The organism is uncultured Deefgea sp., from assembly GCF_947072475.1.
Taxonomy (GTDB): domain Bacteria; phylum Pseudomonadota; class Gammaproteobacteria; order Burkholderiales; family Chitinibacteraceae; genus Deefgea.
In genome coordinates this window covers 1-15,128 of sequence record NZ_CAMTIA010000064.1, presented here as the reverse complement: position 1 = coordinate 15,128, position 15,128 = coordinate 1, and the positions used below count along the sequence as shown (strand labels likewise).

15 protein-coding genes and 1 tRNA gene are annotated in these 15,128 nt (G+C 49.1%); 5 read left to right on the top strand and 11 right to left on the bottom strand.

Features of this window, described 5'->3' with window-relative positions; all coding sequences use genetic code 11:
- Positions 1–173: 173 nt before the first annotated feature.
- Entirely contained in the window at positions 174–1,124 is a 951-nt protein-coding gene (locus Q0V82_RS14720) for a rhodanese-related sulfurtransferase (protein WP_297576920.1), read from the bottom strand.
- Positions 1,125–1,366: 242 nt separating this feature from the next.
- Here Q0V82_RS14720 and Q0V82_RS14715 point away from each other — a divergent pair, with 242 nt between their 5' ends.
- Both Q0V82_RS14715 and Q0V82_RS14710 read left to right on the top strand, forming a co-directional pair.
- Positions 1,367–1,627, top strand: a complete 261-nt coding sequence (locus Q0V82_RS14715) for a hypothetical protein (protein ID WP_297576919.1) — start codon at positions 1,367–1,369, stop codon at positions 1,625–1,627.
- Positions 1,628–1,791: 164 nt separating this feature from the next.
- Positions 1,792–2,634 carry a hypothetical protein gene (locus Q0V82_RS14710; protein ID WP_297576918.1) on the top strand — a complete coding sequence of 281 codons (843 nt, stop codon included), beginning with the start codon at positions 1,792–1,794 and terminating at the stop codon, positions 2,632–2,634.
- Between the two features lie 59 nt (positions 2,635–2,693).
- Here Q0V82_RS14710 and yegQ read toward each other — a convergent pair whose 3' ends face one another.
- The 5 genes from yegQ to xseB all read right to left on the bottom strand — a co-directional run bounded on the left by yegQ (position 2,694) and on the right by xseB (position 8,080).
- The gene (yegQ, locus tag Q0V82_RS14705) at positions 2,694–4,055 is read right to left on the bottom strand and encodes a tRNA 5-hydroxyuridine modification protein YegQ (protein WP_297576917.1); all 1,362 of its coding nucleotides are present in this window, start codon (positions 4,053–4,055) and stop codon (positions 2,694–2,696) included.
- Between the two features lie 518 nt (positions 4,056–4,573).
- Positions 4,574–4,789 carry a bacterioferritin-associated ferredoxin gene (locus Q0V82_RS14700; protein ID WP_297576915.1) on the bottom strand — a complete coding sequence of 72 codons (216 nt, stop codon included), beginning with the start codon at positions 4,787–4,789 and terminating at the stop codon, positions 4,574–4,576.
- A gap of 222 nt (positions 4,790–5,011) precedes the next feature.
- On the bottom strand, positions 5,012–6,889 hold the full coding sequence (dxs, locus tag Q0V82_RS14695) for a 1-deoxy-D-xylulose-5-phosphate synthase (protein ID WP_297576914.1): 1,878 nt from the start codon (positions 6,887–6,889) through the stop codon (positions 5,012–5,014).
- A gap of 40 nt (positions 6,890–6,929) precedes the next feature.
- Positions 6,930–7,835 (bottom strand): polyprenyl synthetase family protein, encoded by a 906-nt coding sequence (locus tag Q0V82_RS14690; protein WP_297576913.1) that lies wholly within the window; start codon positions 7,833–7,835, stop codon positions 6,930–6,932.
- Positions 7,835–8,080: an exodeoxyribonuclease VII small subunit gene (gene xseB / locus Q0V82_RS14685; protein WP_297576912.1), complete on the bottom strand. Its 246-nt coding sequence runs from the start codon at positions 8,078–8,080 to the stop codon at positions 7,835–7,837. Before xseB ends, Q0V82_RS14690 begins: the two co-directional genes overlap by 1 nt.
- Positions 8,081–8,281: 201 nt before the next feature.
- Here xseB and Q0V82_RS14680 point away from each other — a divergent pair, with 201 nt between their 5' ends.
- Both Q0V82_RS14680 and Q0V82_RS14675 read left to right on the top strand, forming a co-directional pair.
- The gene (locus Q0V82_RS14680; protein WP_297576911.1) at positions 8,282–9,136 is read left to right on the top strand and encodes a beta-1,6-N-acetylglucosaminyltransferase; all 855 of its coding nucleotides are present in this window, start codon (positions 8,282–8,284) and stop codon (positions 9,134–9,136) included.
- Between the two features lie 61 nt (positions 9,137–9,197).
- Positions 9,198–10,304, top strand: coding sequence for an SIS domain-containing protein (locus tag Q0V82_RS14675; protein ID WP_297576910.1), 1,107 nt, complete (start codon positions 9,198–9,200; stop codon positions 10,302–10,304).
- Between the two features lie 17 nt (positions 10,305–10,321).
- Here the strand turns inward: Q0V82_RS14675 and Q0V82_RS14670 are convergent, their stop codons facing one another.
- Complete coding sequence (locus Q0V82_RS14670) at positions 10,322–11,068, bottom strand: cytochrome c5 family protein (protein ID WP_297576909.1); 747 nt, start codon at positions 11,066–11,068, stop codon at positions 10,322–10,324.
- A gap of 152 nt (positions 11,069–11,220) precedes the next feature.
- Here Q0V82_RS14670 and Q0V82_RS14665 point away from each other — a divergent pair.
- Positions 11,221–11,297 (top strand) — tRNA-Arg (locus Q0V82_RS14665).
- 263 nt (positions 11,298–11,560) lie between these two features.
- Here the strand turns inward: Q0V82_RS14665 and Q0V82_RS14660 are convergent.
- The 4 genes from Q0V82_RS14660 to Q0V82_RS14645 form a co-directional block, all read right to left on the bottom strand.
- On the bottom strand, positions 11,561–11,950 hold the full coding sequence (locus Q0V82_RS14660) for a CrcB family protein (RefSeq protein ID WP_297576908.1): 390 nt from the start codon (positions 11,948–11,950) through the stop codon (positions 11,561–11,563).
- 9 nt (positions 11,951–11,959) lie between these two features.
- Entirely contained in the window at positions 11,960–12,352 is a 393-nt protein-coding gene (locus Q0V82_RS14655) for a CrcB family protein (RefSeq protein ID WP_297576907.1), read from the bottom strand.
- A 196-nt stretch (positions 12,353–12,548) separates the two neighbouring features.
- Positions 12,549–12,917, bottom strand: coding sequence for a YbdD/YjiX family protein (locus Q0V82_RS14650; RefSeq protein ID WP_297576906.1), 369 nt, complete (start codon positions 12,915–12,917; stop codon positions 12,549–12,551).
- Positions 12,910–14,976 (bottom strand): carbon starvation CstA family protein, encoded by a 2,067-nt coding sequence (locus Q0V82_RS14645; protein ID WP_297576905.1) that lies wholly within the window; start codon positions 14,974–14,976, stop codon positions 12,910–12,912. Before Q0V82_RS14645 ends, Q0V82_RS14650 begins: the two co-directional genes overlap by 8 nt.
- Between the last annotated feature and the right edge of the window lie 152 nt (positions 14,977–15,128).

Below are 15,128 nucleotides of genomic sequence, written 5' to 3'. Positions count from 1 at the left end.
ACTGCGACTGTAAAACAATGTGCCGCAGGCACTTAAAATCATCAACACGTAATCTGAATATCGCCTTAATCGATAGTCTTCAGATTGAATTTTTATTCAACTTAAAGCCTCACGGCATTCCCTCTCCCTTGATGAGAGAGGGTGGCACACCCTGCATACGGTCTAATTTTCAATTAACGTGACGGGGTCTTTTTAATGACTCGGCCCAATGGATTGGGTTGATTACGTTTTTTAGCCAGCTCAATTTGCTTTTGCCGCTCGAGCGCGCCGCTGCGGGTTTTTTCGCTGAGATTGTCAAAGCAATGTGGGCAGCTTACGCCCGCGACATAATGCGGCGATAGGCGCTCTTCTTTCGATACCGGCTGACGGCAAGCGTGGCACAATTCATAATCACCCTCGCTCAAATCGTGGCGCACCGTTACGCGGTTATCGAACACAAAGCAATCCCCCTTCCAAAGCGTCTCTTCCTGCGGCACTTCTTCAAGGTATTTCAAAATACCACCTTTTAAGTGGTAAACCTCCTCAAACCCTTCACCCAGCATGAAGCTCGACGCTTTCTCGCAGCGGATGCCACCAGTGCAAAACATCGCCACTTTCTTGTGTACCGCAGGATCAAAATGTTCTTTTACATAATCCGGAAACTCGCGGAAAGTTTCGGTTTTCGGGTCAATCGCGCGCTCAAATGTGCCAATCGCCACTTCGTAATCATTGCGCGTATCAATCACCAGCACTTCGGGATCAGAAATAATCGCATTCCAATCTTTAGGCTCGATATAGGTGCCGACTTTTTTATTCGGATCAACGCCCGGCACGCCCAAGGTGACGATTTCTTTTTTTAGTTTTACTTTGGTACGCAAAAAAGGCTGCTCATCGCAATACGACTCTTTGTGATCGACATCCACCAAGCGCGGATCCGAGCGCAACCACGCCAGCAAGCCATCAATCCCAGCGCGCGTACCCGCCACCGTGCCGTTAATACCTTCATCAGCCAGCAACAGCGTGCCATGCACGTTTAAATCGAGCATCGTTTGCAAGAGTGGCTCACGCAATTGAACGTAATCGCTGAGCGTGACAAATTGATACAGCGCCGCAACAACAATCGCGCCTTCGGTTTGATTCGACATGTTTTCTCCAAGTGGTCACCCGCGTAAAGGGCGGACCGGATTTTTTATTCTGGGAGCGGATTTTACCTGAGCTGAGGTAGGATAAGCTGCGAGATTTGATAATTATCACAAGAAGAAGCCCAAATAAATAACAAATGCCCGCACTCATATCAGAACATTTTTTACTGACTTGTTTTATTTAAGTAAGCTCTACAACAAACTAGCTACATCACACTATTAAACGACCTTTATTTGGAAATGTTATGGCCTCACAACTTGAAGACTTAGACGAACTGATCCTTCGGTGTCGAGACAAAAAAACTCGTCAATACATTGCGGAAGCAGTGGCCAGCTATAAAGTAGGTGCATTTCGCTCTGCGATTATCGCAACGTGGATTGCTGTTTGTTTTGACGTTATTGAAAAACTCAGAGATCTTGCCCTCTCTGGGGATAAAGAAGCTGAGAGACAAATTCATGAGCTCGAAACTACACGCAGGACAGGCGATCTAACACTAGCGCTCTAAAATTTGAAAGAGAACTACTTGGGTTAGCTAAAGATAAATTTGAACTTATTTCACCACTTGAGCATATTGATCTTGATCGGCTTCAAGCTGATCGAAATCGCTGCGCCCACCCTTCATTAACAATTGATGACCAAGCATATACACCCTCTGCTGAGCTAGCTCGCTTGCACATTCACTCGGCTGTTACACACCTACTGCAGCATCCACCAGCACAAGGAAAATACGCACTGGAGCGCCTACTTCAAGAAATCAACTCTGAGTACTTCCCATCCGTAGTAGAAAACGCCAAAATCACATTCTCATCGGGACCTCTTCGACGTCCTCGCGACTCTCTAGTCAGAAATCTAATTCTCGTTTTAGTTAAAACTCTGGTAAATGAATCACCCGAATGGGGGAGACGAAGACGAATTAACGCTGCGTTGCAAGCAACACAGCAACTTCATCCCAACCTGTTTTCAAGCACCTTAGCCGACAAACTATCACCAATATTTAGGGCACTCCCAGATACAACCCTACGAGTTGCAATTGAATTGCTAAAAGAAATTCCCGACTCATGGCAATACTTAGAACAAGACATTCGTCAAAAAATTGAAGCGTATACTTTAAATCTACCCACAGAATTGTTTTGGCTTGTTGAGTTTTTATTAAAATACCAACCACTTCGTAAACAAGCTCAGCACCGAGTTCGAACAGCAACAAAGTCTGAAATATCGGACCCATTATTTGCTGCTACACCAATAGCAATTTTGGACAGAATGGTAGTGCTTTATGTGGATTCAACATCATTCAGCGATGCAAACGAATGGGCAAAAGAAATGCACCCTTACGTCAATCAATTCAATGCCAATCATATCCAACAAATCCTCAAAGCTGCAGCAAGTAATAGCCAAATTTTGGGTAGCACTCAATTACCCCAACTAATTTACAACTTACGCTTAAGCAAAAAGATGCCAGAGTCCGAATTCGTCCAACTTTTAGAAGAAAATAACTTAGAAGCACACATATAAAAACGAATAACAAAAAAGCCGCTTTTCAGCGGCTTTTATTTTCAATCCAATCTCAACAATTAAAACAAGCGTGCCAGCAAAGCATTGGCGTATTTGGCATCGAGCGGAATGGCGGCTTTGGCGCCGCTGCCGAGTGCGGATTCAACCAGAGCGCCGTTTTTACCGCGGATTTGCTCAAGTTTAACGATGATATTGCCGCTTGGATGGATGATTTCCAGCGAATCGCCGACTGAGAATTTGTTTTTCACTTCAATTTCAGCCCAGCCGTCTTGGATATTGAGCACTTCGCCAACGTATTGGCTGCGGTGCGCTTTAGAATGGCCGTCGAGGTAGTTTTGCGTTTCGTGCGTGGTGTGGCGCTGATAAAAGCCGTCGGTATAGCCGCGATTAGCCAAACCATCCAAATCAGCAAGCAAGGCGGGGTTAAATGGCCGACCCGCAACCGCGTCGTCAATCGCTTGACGATACACTTGGGCGGTGCGCGCAACGTAATACAGCGACTTGGTACGGCCTTCGATTTTAAGCGAATCGATGCCCATTTTGACCAAACGCTCGATATGCTGCACAGCGCGTAAGTCTTTGCTGTTCATGATGTACGTGCCGTGCTCGTCTTCAACAATCGGCATCAGCTCGCCCGGACGATTGGCTTCTTCGATCAAATAGGTTTTGTCGGCCAATGGATGGCGCTCTTGGCCACCACAGGCGGAGAACACTTGATTGGCGTCGTTCATCGCTTTATTAAAATCAAACTGAATGACTTGTTCTTTCAGCTGAACATCACCGGCGTCATCTGGATTGGTGTCATGCGTTTTGTAGTCCCAGCGGCAGGCATTGGTGCAGGTGCCTTGATTTGGGTCGCGGTGATTGAAATACCCCGACAATAGACAACGGCCTGAGTAGGCAATGCATAGCGCGCCGTGCACGAACACTTCGATTTCCATATCTGGGCATAGCTGACGAATTTCTTCGATTTCATCCAAGGACAATTCACGCGACAAAATCACGCGCTCTAGCCCCATTGATTTCCAGAATTTTACGCCAGCGTAATTCACCGTATTGGCTTGTACCGACAAATGAATCACTTGTTCTGGCCATTTTTCACGCACCATCATAATCAAGCCCGGATCGGCCATGATCAGCGCGTCCGGTTTCATCGCAATCACCGGCTCCATGTCGGCCAAATAGGTTTTTACTTTGGCGTTGTGCGGCAAGATATTGCTGGCGACAAAGAATTTTTTGCCACGCGCATGCGCCTCTTCAATCCCTTGACCAATTTGCTCTAATTTAAAATCATTATTGCGCGCGCGCAGGCTGTAGCGCGGTTGACCAGCGTAGACCGCATCGGCGCCAAAGTCATAAGCGGCACTCATTTTTTCGAGTGTACCGGCGGGCAATAAGAGTTCAGGAGCTTTTAAGGTCATGGTGGGTGCGTGTGTTCAAACTAAGAAAGGCGGGCATTATACCGCAAATACGCTGCACAAAAAACAGGCAATATTAAATAAATCAAGCAAATCAGTGGCTTGCCGACATTACCCACAGCTAATTCACACACTATGCTTTTTTTACGGGGATAAACGGGCCAAACGTGGGATAAGTGCTAAATACAGCAAAATTGGGCAGATTCAAGCTTGGTTTTAAAAATCTTTGCCTATTTTTTAATCGACCAACAAAATCAGTAACAAAACAGTCACTTAGCCCAGCTATCCACAGCCTGTACACATGGCTATCCATCTAGCCTGTGAATGAGTACCGCTCGCTGATTAAAATTTAATCAGTTCGTATTTCCCCTATGGTTTCAAACACCTAAGCCACTTACTCACAGCCAGCACACAGACTTAGCCAAGCAGCATGGGGAAAACCACAATCATCGCCGTGGATAATAAAAAACCGAGCTTTTTGCTCGGTTTAATGACTGCTTTTTTGCTGAACGGGAGCTGCTTTATGCAAACCCTAAACCCGACAGCGGCGCATGTTGCTGCTCGGCTTGTTCGGCAAGGGCTTCTTTTAAAACTTGTTTGGCGCAGCGCGCACATTTGCCGCAGCACGTGGCGACGCCAGTCACCTGCCGCAATTGGATAAACGTGCGAACGCCCTGCTGCGCTACAGCACGCTCAATCGCTCTTTCGCTCACATTATTGCAAACACAAACAATCATAATAAGAACCTTATCAATAACTATTCTCATTATCATCAAAATAAATCCACCTGCCAAGTACTTTTTACCCATTGCTGGCATCACCCCCACCGACCCTCGAATCCATCGGCATGATATCGCCAAAAAGCACCTGCTTTACACCGCTTACGCAACCAAGCTCAAGCCGCCAAAAAAAACGCCCGGCAATGCCGAGCGGATTTTAAATCATGCCCAATGGTCAATTTAAAGCGTAGCCAAACGCTGCTCAACGCTGGCGACAATCCCAGCAAAATCTAAGCCGCAATCGGCCAAGATTTGTTTTTGCTCGCCATGCTCAACGTAACTATCGGGCAAGCCCAATTGCAATACGGCACGTGAAACGCCTTGCGCGGCCAAGCATTCTAAGACCGCACTACCCGCGCCGCCCATGATGGCATTGTCTTCAACCGTCACTATTAAATCGTGCGAAGCCGCCAGCGCCAAGACTAGTTCCGTATCCAGCGGTTTAATAAAGCGCATATTAGCCACCGTTGCGCCCAATACTTCGGCCGCAGCCAGCGCAGGCTCTAGTACCGCACCAAATGCTAAAATCGCCACGCGACGGCCCGTTGCCGCGCTGGATTCATGCGCTGCACGGCGAATTTCACCCTTACCCCAAGGCAGCAAGCTCATTTCAGCGGCGACTGTCGCCCCCAAACCACTGCCACGCGGATAGCGCACAGCCGCTGGGCCAGCGTATTCATACGCGGTATAGAGCATTTGCCGGCATTCGTTTTCGTCACCGGGCGCTAAAATCGCCAGATTTGGAATGCAGCGCATAAACGACAAATCAAAACTACCGGCATGCGTTGGGCCATCGGCGCCGACCAAACCCGCGCGATCAATCGCAAAAGTAACATCTAGATTTTGCAAGGCCACGTCATGAATCAATTGATCATAAGCGCGCTGTAAAAAGGTCGAATAAATCGCCACCACCGGCTTTAAGCCCTCACAGGCTAAACCAGCGGCAAAAGTCACCGCGTGTTGCTCAGCAATCCCCACATCAAAATATCGAGTTGGATATTCAGCATGAAAACGCACCATGCCCGAGCCTTCACGCATCGCCGGTGTAATCCCAACCAATTGCTCGTCTTGCGCGGCCATATCGCACAGCCAATCACCAAACACTTGGGTAAACGTGGGTTGACTCACCTTGCTACTACAGACGCCATCTTGCTGATTAAACGGCGCCACGGCGTGATATTTCACCGGATCGGCCACGGCCAATTTGTAGCCATTGCCTTTTTTGGTGACCACATGCAAAAACTGTGGCCCTTTTAGCTGTTTGATATTGGATAAAGTGGCGACCAGCGTTTCCATATCATGGCCATCAATCGGGCCGATATAGTTAAAGCCGATTTCCTCAAACAAAGTGCCTGGCGTTAAAAAGCCTTTGACGCTTTCTTCGCCTTTTTTGGCAAATTCTTTCAGCGGCGGCACCGCATCGAGCACCTTGCCAGACGCATTGCGAATGCCGTTGTAAAACTTACCCGATAGCAATTTGGCTAAATAATTATTAAACGCGCCAACATTGGGTGAAATCGACATTTCGTTGTCATTTAAAATCACCAATAAATCGACGTCGTCGCGATGACCCGCATTAAACAAGGCTTCAATCGCCTGCCCTGCCGTCATCGAACCATCACCAATGACTGCAATCGCTTTGCGTTTTTCGCCTTTAATTAATGCCGCTTCGGCCATGCCCAGCGCAGCACCAATTGAGGTTGAAGAATGCCCAACACCAAATGTGTCGTATTCGCTTTCTTCGCGCTTAGGAAACCCTGCCAAGCCGCCTTTTTGCCGCATGGTGAGCATGCGGTTTTTTCGTCCAGTCAGGATTTTATGCGGATAGCTTTGGTGGCCAACATCCCACACCAAACGATCATGCGGGGTATCAAACACATAATGCAGCGCTACGGTTAACTCCACCGCGCCTAGATTGGATGCAAAATGCCCGCCGGTATGGCTCACCGAATCCAGCAAATAGCTGCGCAATTGCTGAGCGAGCGCCGGCAACTCTTTACGATCAAGTTGGCGTAAGTCTGCGGGTATTTCTATGGTATCAAGCAAAGGATAATTCATGTGTACCTTGCTTTGCAGGGGTATCCCCCTACAAGCCCTGTTAGTATTTTCTATCAACAATATACCCAGCAAGGGCACTTAATATATTGGCTCTTTCCCCAAAGGGCGCTAATGCGGCCAAGGCCGAAGCTTTGAGCTCACTGGCTTTTTCTTTTGCGCCCTTTAGTCCCAGCAAAGCCACATAGGTAGGCTTATTATTGGCGGCGTCTTTCCCTGCGGTTTTACCCAGGGTGGCCGAATCGGCTTCACAATCCAAAATATCGTCAACCACTTGAAACGCCAAACCGATGCATTTGGCGTAATGATCGAGCGCTTCGCGCTGCTCAACATTTAACGGCGTACCGCAGTAAGAGCCCAGCAACACCGCCGCGCGAATCAAAGCGCCGGTTTTCAAAATATGCATCAGTTCCAGTTGCGGCAAAGTCAACGTTTGCCCAACACTATATAAATCAATGCCTTGCCCACCACACATGCCCAAACTGCCCGAGGCCGTGGCCAACAGCCGAATCATCTGCAATTGATCGGTAGGATCATCGGCCAAACGATGATTGGCTAACACTTCAAATGCTGCGGCTTGCAAAGCATCACCCGCCAATAGCGCAGTAGCCTCACCGTAAGCCACGTGCACTGTTGGCTTACCTCGGCGCAACACGTCATTATCCATTGCCGGCATATCGTCATGCACTAAGGAGTAAGCATGAATAAATTCCAAGGCACAGCCCGCGTATTGCAAACGATCGGCTGGTGCATCAACTAGCGCGCCCGCAGCAAACACTAATAATGGCCGCACTCGCTTGCCACCGTCGAGTACGCTGTAGCGCATCGCGTCGTGCAAGCGCTCGGGCAAATGATTGCTCGATGGCAATACTTGCGATAGCGCGCGCTCCATTTGCGCCTGAACGTCTTCCATCCAGAGTTTAAAATCCGTCGCTGGCGTTTTGCTCATTATTCTGTCCCCATCTTTGGCATCGGTTTAAGCTCGCCACCGTCTAAGAGGCGAACCTGCTGCTCTGCCGCGCTTAATTTGCTTTCGCAAAAGCGCAATAATTCAGTGCCACGGCTAAACGCCAATAAACTTGCATCGAGTGCTTGTCCACCGGCTTCCATTTGGGCAATCAGAGCCTCTAACTCGGCCAAGCCTTGTTCAAAGTTATCGGGTAAATTCGCCGATTTCGCTGCTGCTTTTGCCATAAAGTTTGCGCCCAAAATAAAAGTTCTTCACAAAAACACACCAATGAGCGCAAGCCTCTGCCTCATTCGCGCAAGGGGCTTATTGTACCCTTGCCATCGCGCTGAAAACAGTCATTAAAGCCGCAAAACCACAGTCAGCGGCGCTCAATAGGTCAAGACTGTTAGAATAGAGACACTTTAAACCGTGTTTTTGCGTAAATAATGACCACTATTGCTTACTTTATTCTGGCGCACGCCCATCCCGAACAAATTTCACGTCTGGTTCAGCAGCTCAATACACCGCATTCACGGTTTTATATTCACATCGACGCTAATACCCCTGATGCGACATACGCCGCACTCCAAAGCCAACTCTCGGCACTCAAGCACATTCACTTTATTGAGCGCCAAGCCTGCCGCTGGGGCGGCTTTTCATTGGTTGATGCCAGCCTAAAACTCATGGCGGCCGCCAGCAAAGACGGCTTTGATTGGGGGGTATTGCTCTCTGGGCAAGATTATCCAATCCATAGCAATCAATACATCGAAGAAACCTTAGCACGTAGCCCCTACCTTGGCTTGATTGATATCAAGCCAGCACCCGAGTTTGACATTGCTTACCGCTATCGCGCATGGCACTTTGAAGCCCTCAATGGCACATACTTGAACAAAGCGCTGCAAAAAATACAGCGCTTGACCCGCAAAGTCGGCATTGAGCGCGCTTTGCCGGCACCGATTTCGCAAGTATATGCCGGCTCACAATGGTGGACACTGAGCCACACCGCCTGCCAAGCCGTGCTCGACTTTGTGGCAAAACACCCGCAAGTGGTGGATTTTTTCCGCCAAACGCTGATTCCTGATGAGATGTTTTTTCAAACCATTTTGATGAATAGCCCACTGGCCAATCAGCTCTCAAGCGATGCGCGGCGTTATTTAGAATGGAATGATGGTGCTTGGTCGCCTTGCTTGCTCAAACCTGAAAACATCAACCAGCTCCAGCACAGCAACGCTTTATTCGCCCGAAAATTTGCCGCAGATGCCGCCACCACCCAAGCACTGATTGCTTTACATCAGCAATAAGACCCGCCAATTGACGTTGCGTTCACTAAGATAAAGGCACCCGCACACCACAAAGTTAACCATGCCGATCGCCAGCGCCGATTTAAGTTCGCCCCACCCTTACGCCACCGAGCGCAGCTGGCTATTGCAAGCAATTAACGATCAAGCCGCGCTATGCGCCAATCTGATTGAACGCGCCAAAGCCAACACACTGGCACCTCGGTTGCAAGAACCTGAGCGTTTTGCCGACATCCAAGCGGTGTTACTCATTGCCAGCGGATCGAGCTTTCATGCCGCACAAGTGGCGCGATTTTGGATTGAAAGCCTCGCAGGGCTGCCGGCTCACGTTGAATTAGCCAACGACTTTTGCCAGCAACATCTACTCTCTCGCCCCCACACACTAGTGATTATTATTGCCGAATCGGGCGAAGCCGCCGACACCTTAGCCGCGCTCAAATACGCGCAGCAACTCGATTACCCGCTGACTATCGCCATCGGCCATCACGCAAACAGCACACTCATGCAGCAGACCCAATTGCAATTAATGCTTGATGTTGGCGAGCAACACGGCCGCATTGCCACCAAAACATTTTGCGCCCAATTGCTGGGTTTATTTTTGATTACGCAAACCCTGGCTCAATCGCAAAACCAAGCCACACCCAGCGATATCGACGCCGAGCTCGCCGCACTGCCTGACGCAATCACGCAAGTTTTAAACCTCGCGCCACAGTTCACGCAATGGGCGCAATGCTTGCAGCAACAATCCGCCATCTTCATCACCGCACGGCAGATCTACAGCCCCATTGCCTGCGAGGGCGCACTTAAATTCAAAGCCATCGCACAGCGCTTTGCCGAGGCTTGCCCTTGCAGCGAGTTAAAACACGGCATTGAGCACCTCGCAAAACAAAAAATCGCCCTCATTACTTGCCTACCTTGGGATGGTTTGGCCGAAAAAACCTTGGCCGATTTGCGTCAGTTTCATCACCACGATTGCGCCATCTTTGTTTTAAGCGATGCCGTGCTCGACAAAATCAGCGGCCTCAACACCATCCAAATGCCTTACAAACTCAGCCACCTTAATCCGCTACTTTACGCCATCGCCCTACAAGAACTCGCCTACCACACCAGTACGATGCGCGATTCAATTGAGCGAAGCATAAAAAAAGCCACATCAACAGATGTGGCTTGATCGGGGAGTTCGATTAATTATTTCGAAGCATTAATCAAATACAAAGCTGCGGCATTAAATTCAGCATCTGAACCGCTATAACCGCCCTTCGGTGGCATCGCCCCCAAACCCTTGGTCGCAATCGCAATTGCATTATCAACACCGTCTTTCAAACGGGGTGCCCAAGCAGCTTTATCGCCAAATTTAGGCGCGCCAGCAACACCGGTGTCATGGCAAGCCATACACACGCTCGCGTAAATTTCTTTACCTTTTACATTTGGATCAATCGTTGCCGCAGCGCCAGCAGCGATTTTAGGTTCTTCAAACTTGGCACCTGCTGCATTACCCATAAAGGCCACGGCACGCGCAACTTCCTCATCCGTTAACGCCGGATCACCACCCTTGGCTGGCATCGCGTTAAACCCAACGACAGCATGCTTCACCAAAGTCGCAAAACCTTGGCCGATTCGCGTAGACCAAGCGGCTGCATCAGCAAATTTAGGTGCGCCAGCCAAGCCAGCGCCATGACAGGAAATACAAACAGCCTCATAAACAGCCTTGCCTGAGCGAGAACCGATCGGCGTACTATCGACAATCTTGACAATGCCGACAGGTTGTAAGCGTGCAGAGACAGCCTCATTAGTCATCGTTGAGCTTGCCATATTCATCGCCATACCCGAAGTAAACAGCTTGATTAGCAAGTAAACAAACAGAGGTACGCCAATTAAAGCTGCCAGAATCATTCCGACAACGCTTTTAGACGCAGATGCGTTGGAACCGCTCATGCTGTCATCCCTTTCTTGAAATTGTTAAATTAATTGGCTGTATCGCCTTTATGGCTGACAATTATACCGACAACATCGCAACAACAAAACACTATTCACTAACTGACTAGACGCGAACGCAAATAGCCGTTATCATCGCTCCCCTAATCAAAGCGCCCGTAGCTCAGTTGGATAGAGTATCAGTTTCCGAAACTGAGGGTCACAGGTTCGATTCCTGTCGGGCGCACCAATCAAATCAACGACTTAGCCAAAAATAAGCAACGAAAACACCACACTAAGTCCGTTCACAGCATCCGCTTAAAACCAATCTTAAAGTTTTTTTTCAGCGCACCAAAAAGAGACAAACACGTTCAATAAGCAGTTACTATTGGCTTTTTGAGCTGTTTTCTAGCCACTTAGACTCAAATACAACAACATCTAATCGGCACCACACCCGATTTAGCGCCCGACTCTTCCACAGCAATTAATTCACTCCGCACCGATAAAACCGACTTAACCGCTGTTTGCTGACGCTTTTGTCGCCAAGTACAGCCCCAGCATTACCATGGCAAACCCCAATACCACGCTCAACAGCAAATACGCGCAGGCCATTAGCCATTCTCCCGGCGTTTTGAGCATGGTTAAAGAGCCATAGATATAACTAGAGAACGTCGACATTCCGCCCATAATGCCGGTGCCGACCATGGTATGCACATGATGGTGAATCATCACGCGGCGATGAAAACTAGTAGAAAGGCCCAGTAAAAAACTGGCTAACATATTGGCAATAAATATATCCAAAGGAAATCCGCCAGTTACCGGAGGAATCAGCAGCATAATAAATTCTCGGCACATTGCGCCAAAGGCACCGCCGACAAAAATAAGAATGATCCAATTGGCCACAGTGCACTCCTAGCGGGACAATAGCGCCAGCCAAGCGCCCAAGATGGCGGCCAATAGCCCAGCAAATACCGATAACAATAAATAAACAGCCGCCATCTTCCCTTGGCCTGAATCGGTCAATTTTGCGGCATCCAATTGCATCGTGCTAAACGTGGTAAACCCACCCAAGGCCCCAGTTAACACGCCAGCATTAAGTGGCGTACCAAAGCGCTCGCGCCAATCAATCGAGAACAAAATCGACAAGTAAGCAATCACAAAAGCGCCGCTGACATTAATCAACAAAGTCCCCAAAGGAAAAACACCGTGATAACGCTCGCCGACCCAAAGCCCGACGCGCCAACGCGCCAAAGAGCCCAAGCCGCCACCCAAACCGACCCACATCACATCTAATGCCGAGACCATCACCCACCTCCTGAATCACACTTTGAAACCCAAGCCAGCTAGGTCACGCTTTAACATAGTCGATATTGCTCGCCCTTAACCCCGTTGATGCGAGCAGGCGCAAAAACTGCGCACGAAAAAAAACAGCACTTCAAGTCAAAGCCTCGCGACTCCAACTTAAAATGCTGTCTATTAATTTACTTCCAAGTTACATCAATCAACAAGGACACTTATTGACATTGCCTGCACTCGGAAAACGCGCATCAAGGCAATAGCGATAAAAAGCGTCTCGACTTAATGGTTCAGCCCCCGGATGCTGGCGGCGCATATGATCATAATAATATTCATAATCATGAATCCCCACCATCAAGCGGCAGGTTTGCACCACTTTTTGCGCGGTATCTTTCAATCCCGTCAACCAGTTAGAGCCCAAACTAAAGCGGCGAAAATCTTCTGCCGACATCAAAACACCGTACGGATTGCTTAACCGCTGTTCGGCCACGTAGCGGTCATACTCATCCTGAAAAACCTCATCACTCACCACCGGTGCTTTAGTGGTGGGCAATAAAAAGCTTAAATCAAGCACGACTGGCCTCAGTAGCTAGATCGCCACCAATTTCATTCACCGTCGGTTTAGCCTGGCCAAGGGCTTTGCGAGCGTGAATAATCGTTGAAACCAGCATCGTCACCGCCACCAACATAAAGAAGGCACACAAACCGGCGTTAATTTGGTTATTGAAAATAATGCGTTCCATATCGGCAATGCTTTTTGCTGGAGCTAACAAGGTACCGTCCGCAATGGCCCCTTTAAAGCGGTTGGCTTGTGCCAAGAAACCGATTTTTGGGTTTTCATGGAAGATTTTTTGCCAACCGGCGGTCATCGACGTAATAAACAACCAAGTTGTCGGTAGCAAAGTCACCCAGATATAGCGCTCTTTTTTCATCTTAAACAGCACGACCGTACCCAATAGCAAGGCCATCGACGCGAGCATTTGATTACCAATACCAAATAGTGGCCAGAGCGTATTAATCCCGCCCAATGGATCAGTCACCCCTTGGTAGACAAAAAAGCCCCAGCCGGACACTGCAACGGCCGTACCCAACAGATTGCCTACCCAAGAATTGCTTTTTGCCACGCCCGGAATAAACACCCCTACGGTGTCTTGCACCATAAAGCGGCAAGCCCGCGTACCAGCATCCACTGCAGTCAAAATAAACAGCGCTTCAAACAAGATGGCAAAGTGATACCAGAACGACATCATGGCTTTGCTACCAAAGATATCGGAAATGATGTGTGCCATACCCACTGCAAACGTCGGTGCCCCACCCGCGCGTGACAAGATGGAATGCTCGCCCACGTCTTTGGCGATTTGCGTCAAGATCTCGGGTGTAATCAAAAAGCCCCAGCTATTAATCGCCGTTGACGCCGATTCCACTGTCGTGCCAATTAAAGCCGCCGGCGAGTTCATCGCAAAATACACCCCAGGCTCAAGCACCGAAGCGCAAATCAACGCCATGATGGCAACGAATGACTCGCACAACATCGAGCCATAACCAATCACGCGCATATGGCTTTCTTTTTCGATCAGCTTTGGCGTCGTACCCGATGCGACCAAGGCGTGAAAACCCGAAATCGCGCCGCAGGCAATAGTAATAAACAAGAACGGGAACAAAGAACCCGAGAACACCGGGCCTGAACCATCAATAAACTGGGTGACAGCAGGCATTTTTAGCTCAGGAGCAGCAAAAATAATCCCCACGGCCAAACCGGCAATCACGCCAATTTTTAAGAATGTCGACAAATAATCGCGTGGTGCTAACAGCAACCACACCGGCAAGGCCGAAGCCACAAAACCATAAATCACTAAGGCAACGGTTAATTGCGGGCCCGTCATGGTAAAAAATGGCCCCCAGAAAGCATGTGCGGCAATATTTTCACCGAACACAATAGCTGCCATCATCAACACAAAACCCACCACCGAAATTTCACCAATCCGCCCCGGACGCAGGTAGCGCATATACACGCCCATAAACAAGGCGATAGGAATCGTTGCCGCAATCGAGAACACACCCCATGGACTTTCTGCCAACGCCTTAATCACCACCAAGGCCAAAGCCGACAAGATAATAATCATCACGCCCAAAGCGCCGACCATCACAATAAAGCCAGGTACCACACCCAGCTCTTGCTTGGCCATCTCGCCCAGTGAGCGACCATCACGGCGCGTTGAAATAAACAAAATCAAGAAGTCTTGCACTGCACCCGCTAGCATCACCCCGACCAAGATCCAGATCGTTCCCGGCAAGAAACCCATTTGTGCAGCCAAAATGGGCCCCACCAAAGGCCCCGCCCCCGCGATCGCGGCAAAGTGGTGACCAAACAACACCCACTTATTGGTCGGCACATAATCGAGACCATCATTGCGACGAACCGCTGGCGTTAAGCGGCGATCATCCAACTCAAAAACGCGCTCAGCGATAAATTTTGAATAAAACCGATAGGCAATGCTGTAACAAGAGATAGCGACCAGCACCAGCCAAACTGCGTTGACGTGCTCTCCGCGTGATAAGGCCAACATGGCAAAAGAGAATGCGCCCACCAGCGCAACCGCCACCCATACCCCCCACTGCTTGATTGAGTTCATTTCGATCTCATTAATTGGTTTATGACACGCCAATGCTAAAACAGCCCTTACCGCCAGTGGCACTCAAACTCAGTGAGTGGTCACGGGTGAAATTAAGCGGCGTAAATATTTACTTTAGTGGCGGCATGGTGCATGGAGTCGGGGATTGGGGA

Coding starts and splice junctions, on each gene's coding strand:
- Q0V82_RS14720 (WP_297576920.1), bottom strand. CDS start 1,124: ATGTCGAATCAAACCGAAGGCGCGATTGTTGTTGCGGCGCTGTATCAA.
- Q0V82_RS14680 (WP_297576911.1), top strand. CDS start 8,282: ATGACCACTATTGCTTACTTTATTCTGGCGCACGCCCATCCCGAACAA.
- Q0V82_RS14645 (WP_297576905.1), bottom strand. CDS start 14,976: ATGAACTCAATCAAGCAGTGGGGGGTATGGGTGGCGGTTGCGCTGGTG.
- yegQ (WP_297576917.1), bottom strand. CDS start 4,055: ATGACCTTAAAAGCTCCTGAACTCTTATTGCCCGCCGGTACACTCGAA.
- Q0V82_RS14675 (WP_297576910.1), top strand. CDS start 9,198: ATGCCGATCGCCAGCGCCGATTTAAGTTCGCCCCACCCTTACGCCACC.
- Q0V82_RS14700 (WP_297576915.1), bottom strand. CDS start 4,789: ATGATTGTTTGTGTTTGCAATAATGTGAGCGAAAGAGCGATTGAGCGT.
- Q0V82_RS14655 (WP_297576907.1), bottom strand. CDS start 12,352: ATGGTCTCGGCATTAGATGTGATGTGGGTCGGTTTGGGTGGCGGCTTG.
- Q0V82_RS14670 (WP_297576909.1), bottom strand. CDS start 11,068: ATGAGCGGTTCCAACGCATCTGCGTCTAAAAGCGTTGTCGGAATGATT.
- Q0V82_RS14690 (WP_297576913.1), bottom strand. CDS start 7,835: ATGAGCAAAACGCCAGCGACGGATTTTAAACTCTGGATGGAAGACGTT.
- Q0V82_RS14715 (WP_297576919.1), top strand. CDS start 1,367: ATGGCCTCACAACTTGAAGACTTAGACGAACTGATCCTTCGGTGTCGA.
- xseB (WP_297576912.1), bottom strand. CDS start 8,080: ATGGCAAAAGCAGCAGCGAAATCGGCGAATTTACCCGATAACTTTGAA.
- dxs (WP_297576914.1), bottom strand. CDS start 6,889: ATGAATTATCCTTTGCTTGATACCATAGAAATACCCGCAGACTTACGC.